This is a genomic window from Oceanicola granulosus HTCC2516 (assembly GCF_000153305.1).
GTDB lineage: Bacteria > Pseudomonadota > Alphaproteobacteria > Rhodobacterales > Rhodobacteraceae > Oceanicola > Oceanicola granulosus.
The window spans coordinates 716,075-728,697 of the sequence record NZ_CH724108.1 but is presented as its reverse complement, the minus strand read 5'-3'; the positions used below and the strand labels follow the sequence as shown (position 1 = coordinate 728,697).

Annotated in this window: 12 protein-coding genes and 1 tRNA gene (1 of these 13 cut by a window edge); 11 read left to right on the top strand and 2 right to left on the bottom strand. The window is 71.8% G+C overall.

Annotated features, from left to right (window positions below; translation table 11 throughout):
- On the bottom strand, window positions 1-85 hold the 5' end (the start) of the coding sequence (locus OG2516_RS15625; RefSeq protein WP_007256682.1) for a xylulokinase. It extends 1,379 nt beyond the left edge of the window; only the first 85 of its 1,464 coding nucleotides appear in the window; the start codon lies at window positions 83-85; its stop codon lies beyond the left edge, outside the window.
- Between the two features lie 100 nt (window positions 86-185).
- Here OG2516_RS15625 and OG2516_RS15620 point away from each other — a divergent pair, with 100 nt between their 5' ends.
- The 3 genes from OG2516_RS15620 to OG2516_RS15610 all read left to right on the top strand — a co-directional run bounded on the left by OG2516_RS15620 (window position 186) and on the right by OG2516_RS15610 (window position 3,773).
- Complete coding sequence (locus tag OG2516_RS15620; RefSeq protein ID WP_040616121.1) at window positions 186-1,106, top strand: substrate-binding domain-containing protein; 921 nt, start codon at window positions 186-188, stop codon at window positions 1,104-1,106.
- A gap of 56 nt (window positions 1,107-1,162) precedes the next feature.
- Entirely contained in the window at window positions 1,163-2,686 is a 1,524-nt protein-coding gene (locus tag OG2516_RS15615) for a sugar ABC transporter ATP-binding protein (protein ID WP_007256680.1), read from the top strand.
- A 115-nt stretch (window positions 2,687-2,801) separates the two neighbouring features.
- Window positions 2,802-3,773, top strand: coding sequence for an ABC transporter permease (locus tag OG2516_RS15610; protein ID WP_007256679.1), 972 nt, complete (start codon window positions 2,802-2,804; stop codon window positions 3,771-3,773).
- A 172-nt stretch (window positions 3,774-3,945) separates the two neighbouring features.
- On the opposite strand, the gene OG2516_RS15605 is transcribed toward OG2516_RS15610, so the two are convergent.
- A tRNA-Cys gene (locus OG2516_RS15605) sits at window positions 3,946-4,019 on the bottom strand.
- Window positions 4,020-4,150: 131 nt separating this feature from the next.
- Here OG2516_RS15605 and OG2516_RS15600 point away from each other — a divergent pair.
- From OG2516_RS15600 to OG2516_RS15565, 8 genes are all read left to right on the top strand, one after another.
- The gene (locus OG2516_RS15600; RefSeq protein WP_007256678.1) at window positions 4,151-4,804 is read left to right on the top strand and encodes a protein-L-isoaspartate O-methyltransferase family protein; all 654 of its coding nucleotides are present in this window, start codon (window positions 4,151-4,153) and stop codon (window positions 4,802-4,804) included.
- Between the two features lie 30 nt (window positions 4,805-4,834).
- On the top strand, window positions 4,835-6,226 hold the full coding sequence (locus tag OG2516_RS15595; protein ID WP_007256677.1) for a TolC family outer membrane protein: 1,392 nt from the start codon (window positions 4,835-4,837) through the stop codon (window positions 6,224-6,226).
- A 99-nt stretch (window positions 6,227-6,325) separates the two neighbouring features.
- Window positions 6,326-7,636: a hypothetical protein gene (locus OG2516_RS20045; protein WP_040615941.1), complete on the top strand. Its 1,311-nt coding sequence runs from the start codon at window positions 6,326-6,328 to the stop codon at window positions 7,634-7,636.
- 103 nt (window positions 7,637-7,739) lie between these two features.
- Window positions 7,740-8,963 carry a 3-deoxy-D-manno-octulosonic acid transferase gene (locus tag OG2516_RS15585; RefSeq protein ID WP_007256675.1) on the top strand — a complete coding sequence of 408 codons (1,224 nt, stop codon included), beginning with the start codon at window positions 7,740-7,742 and terminating at the stop codon, window positions 8,961-8,963.
- A 147-nt stretch (window positions 8,964-9,110) separates the two neighbouring features.
- The gene (locus OG2516_RS15580; protein ID WP_245544326.1) at window positions 9,111-9,566 is read left to right on the top strand and encodes an NUDIX hydrolase; all 456 of its coding nucleotides are present in this window, start codon (window positions 9,111-9,113) and stop codon (window positions 9,564-9,566) included.
- Between the two features lie 69 nt (window positions 9,567-9,635).
- Window positions 9,636-10,043, top strand: a complete 408-nt coding sequence (locus tag OG2516_RS15575) for a DUF1178 family protein (RefSeq protein WP_007256673.1) — start codon at window positions 9,636-9,638, stop codon at window positions 10,041-10,043.
- Window positions 10,043-10,684, top strand: coding sequence for an SDR family NAD(P)-dependent oxidoreductase (locus OG2516_RS15570; protein ID WP_007256672.1), 642 nt, complete (start codon window positions 10,043-10,045; stop codon window positions 10,682-10,684). The genes OG2516_RS15575 and OG2516_RS15570 overlap by 1 nt, the downstream gene beginning before the upstream one ends.
- An 11-nt stretch (window positions 10,685-10,695) precedes the next feature.
- A complete protein-coding gene (locus tag OG2516_RS15565; RefSeq protein WP_007256671.1) occupies window positions 10,696-12,510 on the top strand; it encodes a M3 family oligoendopeptidase in 1,815 nt (604 codons plus the stop codon).
- Window positions 12,511-12,623: the final 113 nt, after the last annotated feature.

The following is a 12,623-nucleotide window of genomic DNA, read 5'->3' as shown; positions in this document are numbered from 1 at the left end:
GCCGCGCCCCGCCGGGGCCGCCGAGCACCGCCTTTACCGAGCTGGTGCCGATGTCGAGTCCGATGAACAGCGCGGACGGGGGCATCGGCGTATCTCCTTGCAGGCGACGGACTTATGGACGATCCCGCAGGGTAATGCCAAAGATGGGCCGCGCGCTCAAGCGACACCACGGGGAGACCGACGCCATGACCATCCGCACCGCCATCACCGCCCTCGCCACCACCGCCGGCCTCGCCGCGCCGGCGCTCGCCCAGGAGGTCGCGGTGATCACCCCCTACCTGGCCCAGCCCGGAACCCAGTTCTACGTCGACGGCTTCACCGCCCGCGCCGACGAACTGGGCTGGGAGGTCAACGTGATCGACACCGCCGGCGACGTCGCCGCGGTAATCAGCCGGATGGAGGACGTGGTCACCCAGGGCGTCGACGCGGTGGTGATCAACGTCGACCCCGCCCAGATCGGCGCCGGGCTGCAGACCGCGGCCGACGCCGGCATCCCGGTGGTCGGGATGGACGCCGGCAGCGACCCGCTGGTCGCCGCCAACGTCACCTCCAACGGCTACGCCATGGCCGCCGAGACCGCCGTCTACGTCGCCAGCCGGATCGGCGGCGAGGGCAACGTGGTGATGTTCACCTTCGACCCGTTCCCGCCGGTGCAGGTGCGCGGGGTGATCGCCGACGCGGTGTTCGGCAACTTCCCCGACATCGAGGTGATCGACCGGATCACCCCGGACGTCGCCGACGGCGGCATCGCCGACAGCCGCGCGCAGATGGAAGCGCTGCTCGCCGCCAACCCCGAACCCGGCTCGATCGCCGCAGTCTGGGCCGCCTGGGACCAGCCGGCGCTCGGCGCGCTGCAGGCGATCGAGGCGGCCGGCCGCGCCGACGAGGGAATCGTGATCACCGGCATCGACGCCAACCCCCAGGCCCGCGAGGCCATTGCCGCGGGCGGCAATTTCGAGGCCTCGGTGGCGCAGGACTTCGAGGGCATCGGCCGCACCGCCGCCGACACGGTCCAGCGCCTGCTCGACGGCGAGGAGATCGTCCAGAAGGTGATCTACGTTCCCGCCAACCTGATCACCGCCGCCAACGCCGCCGCAGCCGAGTGAGCGACCGCTTGGCGCACGCCCCTCCGCGGGCGGGCGCCGGCTTCGAGGGACGACGCATGCACCGGCTCACGCTCGACCAGGTCAGCCGCCGCTTCGGCGAGGTCGCGGCGCTCGATGGCGTCGACCTGACCCTCGTCTCCGGCGAGGTGCACGCGCTGATGGGCGAGAACGGCGCCGGCAAGTCGACCCTCATCCGCACCCTCGCCGGACTCGACCGTCCCGATACCGGCCGGCTCGCGCTCGACGGCACGCCGCTGCCCGCCGGCAACCCGGCGGCGATGCGGGCGGCGGGGCTGCGCTTCATCCACCAGGAGCTGCACGCGGTGCGCGGGCTGTCGGTGGCCGAGAACATGCATCTCGACCACCCCTATCCGCGCCGCGCCGGCCTCGTCGACTGGCGCGCGCTCAACCGCGCCGCCGCCGCCGCGCTGGCCCGGCTGGGGCTGACGGGGATCGACGTGCGCGCGCCGATGACCGCCCTCGGCCCCGGCGACCAGATGCTGGTGCGGATCGCCTCGACGCTGATCCCCGATGCCGCGCCCGGCGCTCGCCCGGCCTGGCTCTACGTGATGGACGAGCCCACCGCCGCCCTCACCAGCGGCGAATCCGAGCGCCTGTTCGCGGTGATCGGCGAGCTGGTCGGCCAGGGCGCGGGGATCCTCTACGTCTCGCACCGGATGCCCGAGGTGCTGCGGCTGGCGCACCGGGTCTCGGTGCTGCGCGACGGGCGCAACGTCTCGAGCCGGCCGCTGGCGGAGACCGGTGAGGCGCGGATCATCGAGGAGATGACCGGCCGCGACCTCGGCGCGCTGTTTCCCCCGCGCCCCGCCGCCCGGCCCGCCGGCGAGGTGGTGCTGCGGGTCGCCGACCTCGCCGCCGGCCCGCTGCGCGGCGCCAGCCTCGAGCTGCGCGCTGGCGAGATCCTCGGCCTCGCCGGAGTGGCCGGCTCGGGCCGCGGCGCGCTGCTGCGGGCGCTGATCGGCGCACTGCCCTGGGAGGCGGGCAGCGCCGAGCTCGCCGGCCGTCCGCTCGGCCGCGGCCCGGCCCGCGCCTGGGCCGAAGGGCTCGCCTACGTTCCGCGCGAGCGGCGCACCGAGGGGCTGATGCTGCGCCGCCCGATCGCCGAGAACGTCGCCCTGCCCTACCTCGCCCGCCTCGCCCGGCTCGGCCTGTTCCTCGACCATCGCCGCCAACGCCGGCTCGCCGACGAGCTCGGCGGCCGGGTCCGGCTCAAGGCCGCCTCCGTGGCCCAGGCCTGCGAGGAGCTGTCGGGGGGCAACCAGCAGAAGGTGTTGTTCGCCCGCGCGCTCGCCGGCGGGCCCCGGGTGCTCCTGCTCGACGAGCCGACAAGGGGCGTCGACATCGGCGCGCGCGCCGAGCTCTACCGGCTGATCCGCGGCCTCGCCGATACCGGCCTGGCGGTGCTGATGGCCTCCTCTGACCTGCCGGAACTGCTCGGGCTCTCCGACCGCATCGCCGTCCTGCGCGACGGCCGCCTCGCCGAGACGGTTCCCGCGGAGGGCCTGACCGAGGCGGCGCTGCTGGCGCGGTTCTACCACGACGACGGAGCGGTGACATGAGGGACCCGGTCTCCCTCGAGCGGCCCGGGACACCGGCCATGAGGCCGGGAGTGTCCGCCCGCCGGGCGCTCCGCGACCGGCCGTCCAAACTCCACGAAATCAAGGACCACCAGCCATGATGCAGATGGCACGCCGCTTCGGCGGGCTCGCCGGGATGCTGGCGGTGATCGCCTTCTTCGCGATCAACCTGCCCGAGACCTTCCTGACCCCGCGCAACCTGCTCAACATCTCCCAGCAGGTGAGCATGCTCACCGTCGTCGCCGCGACCATGACCGTGGTGATGGTGATGGGCGATTTCGACCTCTCGGTCGGCTCGATGGCTTCGCTCGCCGGGGTCGTCGCGGCGATGCTGTTCACCCGCGACTTCTCGATCGGCGCCGCCCTCGCGGCGTCGCTCGCGGTCGGGCTGGCGGGCGGGCTGTTCAACGGGCTGATGGTGAGCGTCGTCGGCATCCTGCCCTTCGTGGCGACGCTGGCGACGCTGACGGTGTTCAGCGGCCTCGCCTTCCTGGTCAGCGACGGGCGCACCATCTTCGGGCGCGACATCCCCGAGGCCTTCGGTGCCTTCGCCCGCGGCGGCCCGGTGCTCGGCAGCGTCGACGAGCGCGCCCTGGTTCTGCCCAACCTGACCCTGGTGGCGGCGGTGGTGGTGCTGCTGGTCTGGCTGGTGCTCGAGCAGACCAGCTACGGCCGCCGCCTCTACGCCATCGGCGGCAACCGCGACGCCGCCCGCCTCGCCGGGCTGCCGGTGGTGGGGCTGCGGCTGTCGGCCTTCGCCTTCACCGGCCTCGGCGCGGCGCTGGCGGGGCTGATGTATGCGAGCCGCGTGGCCTCGGCGAACCCGACGCAAGGGGACGGGCTGATGCTCACGGCGATCGCCGCGGTGTTCCTGGGCATGACCCTGACCCGCGACGGCCAGCCCCGGGTTCTGGCGACGCTGGCGGGCGTGGTGGTGCTCGGCGTGCTCGACAACGGCCTGACCCAGATGCGCGTCGACAGCTACGTCCGCGAAGTCCTGGTCGGCGCCATCATCCTCTTCGCCGTCGGCCTCAGCGCCCTCGGCCGCCGCGGCCTCCGCCGGGGGTAAGCGGGCCGCGCCCCCATGACCCGCGTTCTGCGACTGACACTGCTCGCGACATCGTCGAGACGGTCCTGGACGGATAGTCGAACGCAGGTTCTCGTATCGCGCACTCGAAAAAAATGTTTAGACGAAGCGCGGCCTTCGCACCACGCGACGCGTCTAACTTACTGAAATGTAATGGAGGCGAGTACCGGAATCGAACCGGTGTACACGGATTTGCAATCCGCTGCGTCACCACTCCGCCAACTCGCCGAAGTGAAGGCTTCTCTAGGAGCCACAGTCGGTGCCGTCAAGCGGATATCCGCGGCCGTGAGCGTTGCCGGGCGGGCGGCTTTGTGCCAAACCGGACGGCAACGACAAACCGCACGAGCGAGTAACAAGACATGGTTGACTACGCCGCCCGGCGCACCGTCATGGTCGACACCCAGGTCCGGCCGTCGGACGTCACGAAGTTCCCGATCATCGACGCCATGCTGTCGGTCCCGCGCGAGCTCTACGTGCCGCGCAAGCTGCGCGAGGTCGCCTACCTCGGCGAGAACCTCGACCTCGGCGGCGACCGGGTGATCCTCGAGGCGCGCACCTTCGCCAAGATGCTCGACGCGCTCGACATCCAGCCCCACGAGAGCGTGCTCGATCTGGGCTGCGGGCTCGGCTACTCGACGGCGGTGCTGGCGCGGCTGGCGGATTTCGTCGCCGGGGTGGAGGACGACGAGGCGCGCGCCGAGGAGGCGCAGCAGACCCTCTCCGAGCAGGGCGTGGACAACGCCGCCGTCATCCACGGCGCGCTGGCCGAGGGCGCCGCCAAGAGCGGCCCCTACGACATCATCATCTGCGAGGGCGCGGTCGAGGAGATCCCGCCGGCGCTGGTCGAGCAGCTCAAGGACGGCGGGCGCATCGTGGCGATCTTCGCCGAGGGCGCGCTCGGCGTGGTGCGGGTCGGCTACAAGGTCGATGGCGGGCTGACCTGGCGCTACGCGTTCAACGCGGCGGCGCCGGTGCTCGATGGATTTCGCAAGAGCCGCGCCTTCGCGTTGTAAGGCACGGGACATGACAAGGGTGGGGGTCGCATGATCCGGTTTGGCAAGACGTTCAGAACAATCGCGGCGAGCCTGCTGATCGGCGCCGCCGCCGGGGCGGCCAGCGCCGAGACCCTCGCCGACACCCTCGTCAGCGCTTACGAGAACAGCGGCCTGCTCGAGCAGAACCGCGCCCTGCTGCGGGCCGCCGACGAGGACGTCGCCATCGCCGCCGCGGCGCTGAAGCCGATCCTCTCCTGGTCGGCCAACGCCTCCATCGCCAGCCCGCGCCCCGTGGTCGGCGGCAGCGTGTTCGGCGGCGGCGACACCCGCACCATCACCACCAGCGCCTCGCTCAACGCCGAGATGCTGCTCTACGATTTCGGCCGCAGCGAGACGGCGATCGCGGCGCAGAAGGAAGTCGTGCTCGCCACCCGGGAGCAGCTGCGCGACATCGAGCAGCAGATCCTGCTGCGCGCCGTCACCGCCTATCTCAACATCAAGCGCTTTTCCGAGTTCGTCGCCCTGCGCGACAGCAACGTGCGCGTCATTACCCAGGAGCTGCGCGCCGCGCGCGACCGCTTCGAGGTCGGCGAAGTCACCCGCACCGACGTGTCGCTCGCCGAGGCCGCCCTCGCCGCCGCGCGCAGCGAGCTGGCCTCCTCCCAGGGCGAGCGGGCGCAGGCGGTGGAGGAGTTCATCGCCGCCGTGGGCCGTCCGCCGGGCGCGCTCGCGCCGGTGCAGCCCGCGCCGATCGAGTACGGGCTCGACGCCGCCAAGGACTTCGCCGTCCGCAACCACCCGCTGATCCGCGCCGCGCAGCACAATATCGCCGCCGCCGAGCTCAACATCGTGCGGGCCGAGGCGGCGCAGCGCCCGACGGTCAGGGCGCAGGGGTCGATCAACTTCGACACCGACTTCAACAGCTCCGAGCAGTTCGGCATCTCCATCGGCGGCCCGATCAGCCAGGGCGGCGCGCTCGCCGCGCAGGTGCGCCAGGCGATGGCCCAGCGCGACGCGCAGCGGGCCGGGCTGCACATCACGGTCAACCAGATCGAACAGCAAGTCGGCAACGCCTACGCCCTGCTCGCCGTCGCCGTCGCCAGCGCCGAGGCGTCCGACCGCCAGATCCGCGCCTCGCGCGTCGCCTTCCAGGGCGTGCGCGAAGAGGCGACGCTCGGCGCGCGCACCACGCTCGACGTGCTCAACGCCGAGCAGGACCTGCTCGACGCGCAGGCCAACCTGATCTCGGCGCAGGTCGATCAGGCCATTGCCAGCTACAATATCCTCGCCGCCCTGGGATTGTTGACAGCCGAGCACCTGAACCTCGGCGTGCAATCCTACGATCCCGCAGCCTACTACAACCTCGTGAAGGATGCCCCGCTGGGCCTGTCCGACCGGGGCCGCGCGCTCGACCGGGTGCTCGAGGCGATCGGCGACTGAGCCGCCGGCGGCGTGCAAAAGCGCTGACAAGTCTTCGTTTCGGTTGTTCCGTTGCCGAGGCGAAGCTAGACTGTCCCTCGAGGCTCAAGCAGGAAAAAGATGTCTGATCCCGTGACGAACGTCGAGATCGAGGATGTTCTCGCATCCATCCGCCGCCTCGTGGCCGGCGAAGAGGCTGCGGAGCGTTCCACCCCGCGCCGTGCCGCCGAGTCCGGCGCGCAGGGCGCAGCCCGCCCGGCGCCTCCGGCCGCGCGCCCCGCCGGAAAGCTGGTGCTGACGGAGGCGCACCGCGTCCCGGTCGATGCGCCCGCCCGTCCCGCGCCCCCTGCCCCGTCCGCCGCGAAGGCCCCGAGCGGCACGTCCCGCCGGCTGGCCGATGTCATGGCCGCCGCCGACGGGGCCGCGCCTGCTCCGCCCGAGCGCGCGCAGAGCGAGACATCGCCGGGCAACCGCGCCGAGGCGCCCGGTTTCCCGCCCGACGAGACCCTCCACGCCGCCCGCGCGCGCAGGCTCGCCGAAGAGGCGACGGAAGCCGAAGCGCCGAGCGACGACTGGCCCGCCGCTCCCGTGGTCGACACCAGCGCCTTCGCCGCCCTGCTGGGCGCGCAGCGGCAGCGTGACGAGTCGCGCGCGGCCTGGGCTCCGACCGAGGCGGGGGAAGAGCCGGCCGCGGGCGCGTTCGAGACGGCACCGGAAGATGAAGCCGTCGAGGACGATGATTTCCGGGCCAATGGGTTCGAAGACGAGGCCGTGGAGACGGAAGAGGTCGCCGAGGCCGATCCCTGGGAAGACGTCGCCGAGCCGGCGCCGCAGGTGTCGGCGCGTCAGCGCATCGAGAGCACCATCGCCGAGCTCGAGGCGGCGGTGACCTTCTCGGGCGACGAGTTCGAGCCCGACGGTGGCGAGCAGGACAGCACTCCGCCCACCTTCACCCGCCGCCCGAGCCGCCTGCACCTCGTCGTCACCGGCTCGGAAGAGGCCGAACTGGTGGAGGACACGCCCGCCGAGGGCGCCGCGCCCGAGCCGGCCTTCCGCCACGCGCCGGAGCCGCAGCCCGCCGCCGAGCGCAGCGCGCCGGCCGAGCCGCGACCGCGCCCGATCGACCTGTCGCGCTACGCCACCGACGCGCCCGCGGAGTCGCCCGACCATGCCTCCGATGAGGCGGTGCACGAGCCTGCCCCGACGCCGGGCCAGAACGCCGCCGCGCATCCCGCCCTCGACGAGGACGACGAGCTCGCCGCCTACCTCGACAACGAGAGCTTCCTCGACGAGGAGGCCCTGCGCGAGATGGTCAGCTCCATCGTGCGCGAGGAGCTGCAGGGCGTGCTGGGCGAGCGGATCACCCGCAACGTGCGCAAGCTCGTGCGCCGCGAGATCCACCGCATCCTGAACAGCCAGGAATTCGACTGACCCACGCGCAACGCCTGCCCGTCCGCCCGCTTCACCGGGCTGGCGGCGCGCGGAGCGCGCTGCTAGGCGTGGCACGTCGTTCGCCGCCGAGGAGCCAGCCGCCGTGCGCCTGTACCGCATCCTGATCTCGCTGGCGCTGCCGCTGCTGATCGTCTCGACCCTGTTCCGCGTCCTCACCCGCCGGGAAGATTTCGCCGCCCTGCGCGACCGCCTGTTCGGCCACACCCCCGCGCAGAACGCGATCTGGGTCCACGGCGCCTCCAACGGCGAGCTCGCCTCGGCCCGCACCCTGCTCACCGCGCTCCTCGCCGAGCCCGGCGTGCGGCTGCTGGTGACGGCCAACACCGCCACCGGGCGCGACCTGGTGCGCGGCTGGAAGCTGCCGCGCACCGAGGTCCGCGTCGCGCCGTTCGACCTGCGCTGGGTGCAGACGCCGATCCTCGCCAACGTCAAAGCGCTGATATTGCTGGAGAACGAGCTCTGGCCCAACCGCATCGCGCTGGCGCACCGTGCCGGGGTGCCGGTGCTGATGGTCGGCGCGCGGATGTCGGAGCAGAGCACCGAGCGATGGGCCCGCCGTCCGGCGCTGATGGCGAAGCTGCTGAACGACGTCGCCCTGCTCGCCCCGCAGGACCCCGACAGCGGCGCGCGCTTCCGCAAGCTGGGCGCGCCGCGCTCCGCGATCACCGGCCCGGTGCAGCTCAAGTCGCTCTACCGCCCCGAGGGCCAGCGCGACGACCGGCTGACCTTCTCGCGCCCCTTTACCGTGCTCGCCGCCTCGACCCATCCGGGCGAGGAGGAGATCGTGCTCGCCGCCTTCGAGCTGGCGCGGGCCGAGGTCGCCGACCTGCGCCTGATCCTCGCGCCGCGCCACCCGCGCCGGGCCGGCGAGATCGCCCAGCTCGCCGCCCGCCTCGGCATCCCCGCCGCGCTGCGCTCGTCGAAGAACCCGCCGCAGAAGCCGCTCTACATCGCCGACACGATGGGCGAGCTGGAGCTGTTCTACCGCGCCGCCGGGGTCGGCTTCGTCGGTGGTTCCCTCGTCGGCGCGGGGGGCCACACGCCCTACGAGCCCGCCGCGCTCGGCTGCGCCATCCTGCACGGGCCGCACGTGGCCAACTTCGCCGCCGAGTATCGCGCGCTCGACAGCGCCGGGGGCGCGCTCGAGGTGCGCGACGCGGAGACGCTGGCCGCCGGCTGGCTCGCGCACCGGGCGAAGTCGCCGATGCCCGAGGTGGCGAAGGGCGTGCTGCGCCCGCAGGACGCCGAGAAGCTGCTCGCGCGCATCGTCGACATCGTCTCCCCCGCCCCGCGCGGCGGGCGCTGAGGCGCGATTCCGCGCGGCAACGGTTTCGCAGGAAACGACGCGATCCGCGCATTTGTGGTGGATTTACTGGGCTTCGCCGCCACATTCTGATATCGACCCCATGCCCGGCGGCCCGGCCGGGCAAGCGAGGAGGAGATGTCGCTGAACTTGCCCCTGCAACGCCCCCTGCGCCACACCGGCGCGAAGAAGGCCGAGGCCCGGACGCAGTTCGCCGTCCTGCCCTGGCGGGTGGTCGACGGGAAAGTGCGCATCTGCCTCGTAACCTCGCGCGGGACGCGCCGCTGGATCCTGCCCAAGGGCTGGCCGATGGACCGCACCACCCCCGCCGAGGCCGCCGCCATCGAGGCGTGGGAGGAGGCCGGCCTGTCGGGCGAGGTCGACCACCAGCCGCTCGGGCTCTACTCCTACCGCAAGCTGATCGGCGAAGACGCGATCCCGGTCATCGCGGTGGTCTACGTCATGCGCGTCATCGACATCGCCGACGACTACCCCGAGAGCGACCAGCGCAAGCGCAAGTGGCTGTCGCGCAAGAAGGCCGCCGACCGGCTCGAAGACCCGGAGCTGTCGCACATCGTGCGCCACTTCGTGGCCCCGGTCGGCTGAGCGCCCGCGCCGCCATTGCACATCGCCCGCTCGCGGTTAGATATGGTGTGTCTTGAGCAGAAAAACCCGATGATCCGCTACGCCCTGAAATGCACTGACGACCACCGCTTCGACAGCTGGTTCTCCTCCGCCGAGGCGTTCGACCGGCTCGACAAGGCCGGCCATGTCGCCTGCGCGGTCTGCGGCAGCACCGAGGTGACGAAGGTGCTCATGGCGCCCGCGGTCAACACCGACCGCCCGCTCTCGCGCCCCGCCTCCGTCGCCGAGCAGAAGCTCGCGGAGATGCGCCGGAAGCTCGAGGCCAACTCCGAGGACGTGGGTGCGGGGTTCGTCAAGGAGGCCCGCGCGATGCACGAGGGCGAGGCTCCGCACCGCCAGATCCACGGCACCGCGAAGCTCGACGAGGCGAGGAAGCTCGTCGAGGACGGCGTGCCGGTGCTGCCGCTGCCGTTCCTGCCGAAGCGCCAGTCGAACTGATGCGCATCCTGGTCACCGGAGCCAGCCGGGGCATCGGCAGCGCCCTCATGGACATCTACGAGGAGAGCGACGACGAGGTGCTGGGCACCTCGCGCCGCGGCGGCGATGGGCTCATCCAGCTCGACGTGACCGATCCGGCCTCGCTCGCGCGCCTGCCCGGCGAGGTGGGCGGGGAGCTCGACCTGCTGGTCTGCAACGCCGGCATCTTCCCGGACCGCCACGAGCGCCACGACACCGGCTATCCGGCGGCGATGTGGGCCGAGGTCTTCGCCACCAACGTCACCGGCGTCTTCCTGACGGTGCAGGCGCTGCTGCCGGCGCTGATCGAGGCGGAGGGGAAGATCGCCATCCTCGCCTCGCAGATGGGCTCGTCGCGCAAGGCCACGGGCGGCGCCTACATCTACCGCGCCTCCAAGGCGGCGGTGCTGAACCTGGCGAAGAACCTCGCCTCCGATCTCGAGCCCGACGGCATCGCCGTCGGCGCCTACCACCCCGGCTGGGTGCGCACCGACATGGGCGGCGACGGCGCCAGCCTGTCGCCGCGCGAGGCCGCGGAGGGACTCGCCGAGCGCTTCGACGAGCTCGACCTCCACAATACGGGCTGTTTCGAAACCTGGAACGGCACCAAACACCCATTCTGAGGACGACAGCGATGCAAGACCCCGTCTACGATAAGGACGCCGCCGCCGGCGGCCGCGACCTCGGCGACCTGCCCGAGTGGGACCTGAGCGATCTCTACGAGGCCGCCGACGCGCCCGAGCTGAAGCGCGATCTGGACTGGCTCGAGCAGGCCTGCGCCGACTTCGCGCGCGACTACGAGGGCAAGCTCGCCGACCTCTCCGCCCACCAGATGCTCGAGGCGGTGACGCGCTACGAGAAGATCGACGTCGTCTCCGGCCGGATCATGTCCTTCGCCGGCCTGCGCTACTACCAGCAGACCACCGACGCCGAGCGCGCCAAGTTCCTCTCCGACTGCCAGGACCGGCTGACCACCTACACCACGCCGCTCGTCTTCTGGTCGCTCGAGTTCAACCGCCTGTCCGACGAGCGCGTCGAGCAGCTGCTCTCGGAGAGCGCCGAACTCGACCGCTACCGCCCGGTGATCGAGCGGATGCGCGCGATGCGGCCCTACCAGCTCTCCGACGAGCTCGAGAAGTTCCTGCACGACCAGTCCGTCGTGGGGGCCTCCGCCTGGAACAAGCTGTTCGACGAGACCATCGCCGGGCTGACCTTCGAGGTCGACGGCGAGACGCTGGGCATCGAGGCGACGCTGAACCTGCTCACCGAGCAGGACCGCGCCAAGCGCGAGGCGGGCTTCCGCGCCCTGAGCGAGGTATTCGGCGCCAACGTGCGCACCTTCGCGCGCGTGCACAACACGCTGACCAAGGAGAAGGAGATCGAGGACCGCTGGCGGGGCATGCCGACGCCGCAGACCGGCCGCCACCTCGCCAACCACGTCGAGCCCGAGGTGGTCGAGGCGCTGCGCGACGCCGTGGTCGCCGCCTACCCGCGCCTGTCCCACCGCTACTACGCGCTCAAGGCGAAGTGGCTCGGCCTCGAGCGGCTGCAGGTCTGGGACCGCAACGCGCCGCTGCCGATGGAGAGCGACCGCATCGTCGGCTGGGACGAGGCCCGCGCCACGGTGAGCGATGCCTACGCCGACTTCGACCCGCGCATGGCCGACCTCGCCCGCCCGTTCTTCGACAAGGGCTGGATCGACGCCGGCGTGAAGCCCGGCAAGGCCCCGGGCGCCTTCGCCCACCCGACGGTGACGGAGGTGCATCCCTACGTGATGCTCAACTACCTCGGCAAACCGCGCGACGTGATGACCCTCGCCCACGAGCTCGGCCACGGCGTCCACCAGGTGCTCGCGGCCGACCAGGGCGAGTTGCTCTCATCGACGCCGCTGACGCTGGCCGAGACGGCGTCGGTGTTCGGCGAGATGCTCACCTTCCGCAAGCTGCTGCGCGAGGCGCCCTCGGACGCCGAGCGCAAGGTGCTGCTGGCGGGCAAGGTCGAGGACATGATCAACACGGTCGTGCGGCAGATCGCCTTCTACGACTTCGAGTGCAAGCTCCACGAGGCCCGCCGCGGCGGCGAGCTGACCCCCGACGACATCAACGCGCTGTGGATGTCGGTGCAGGCCGAGAGCCTCGGGCCCGTCTTCGACTTCGCCGAGGGCTACGAGACGTTCTGGGCCTACATCCCCCACTTCGTCCACTCGCCGTTCTACGTCTACGCCTACGCCTTTGGCGACGGCCTGGTGAACGCGCTCTACGCGGTCTACGAGGAGAGCGGCGAGAGCTTCAACGACAAGTACTTCGCCATGCTCAAGGCCGGCGGCTCCAAGCACCACAAGGACCTCCTCGCCCCCTTCGGCCTCGACGCCTCCGACCCGGCCTTCTGGAACAAGGGCCTGGCGATGATCGAGGGGCTGATCGACGAGCTGGAGCGGATGGAAGGGTGAGGGCGCCGGTGGGAGCGCGGGGTGTGCCGGGCTGAAGCCCGGCCTACACCACCGCCCCGACGCTGCAGGGCTGCCGGGCTGAAGTCCGGCCTACGCCAACGGCCCCGCACTGC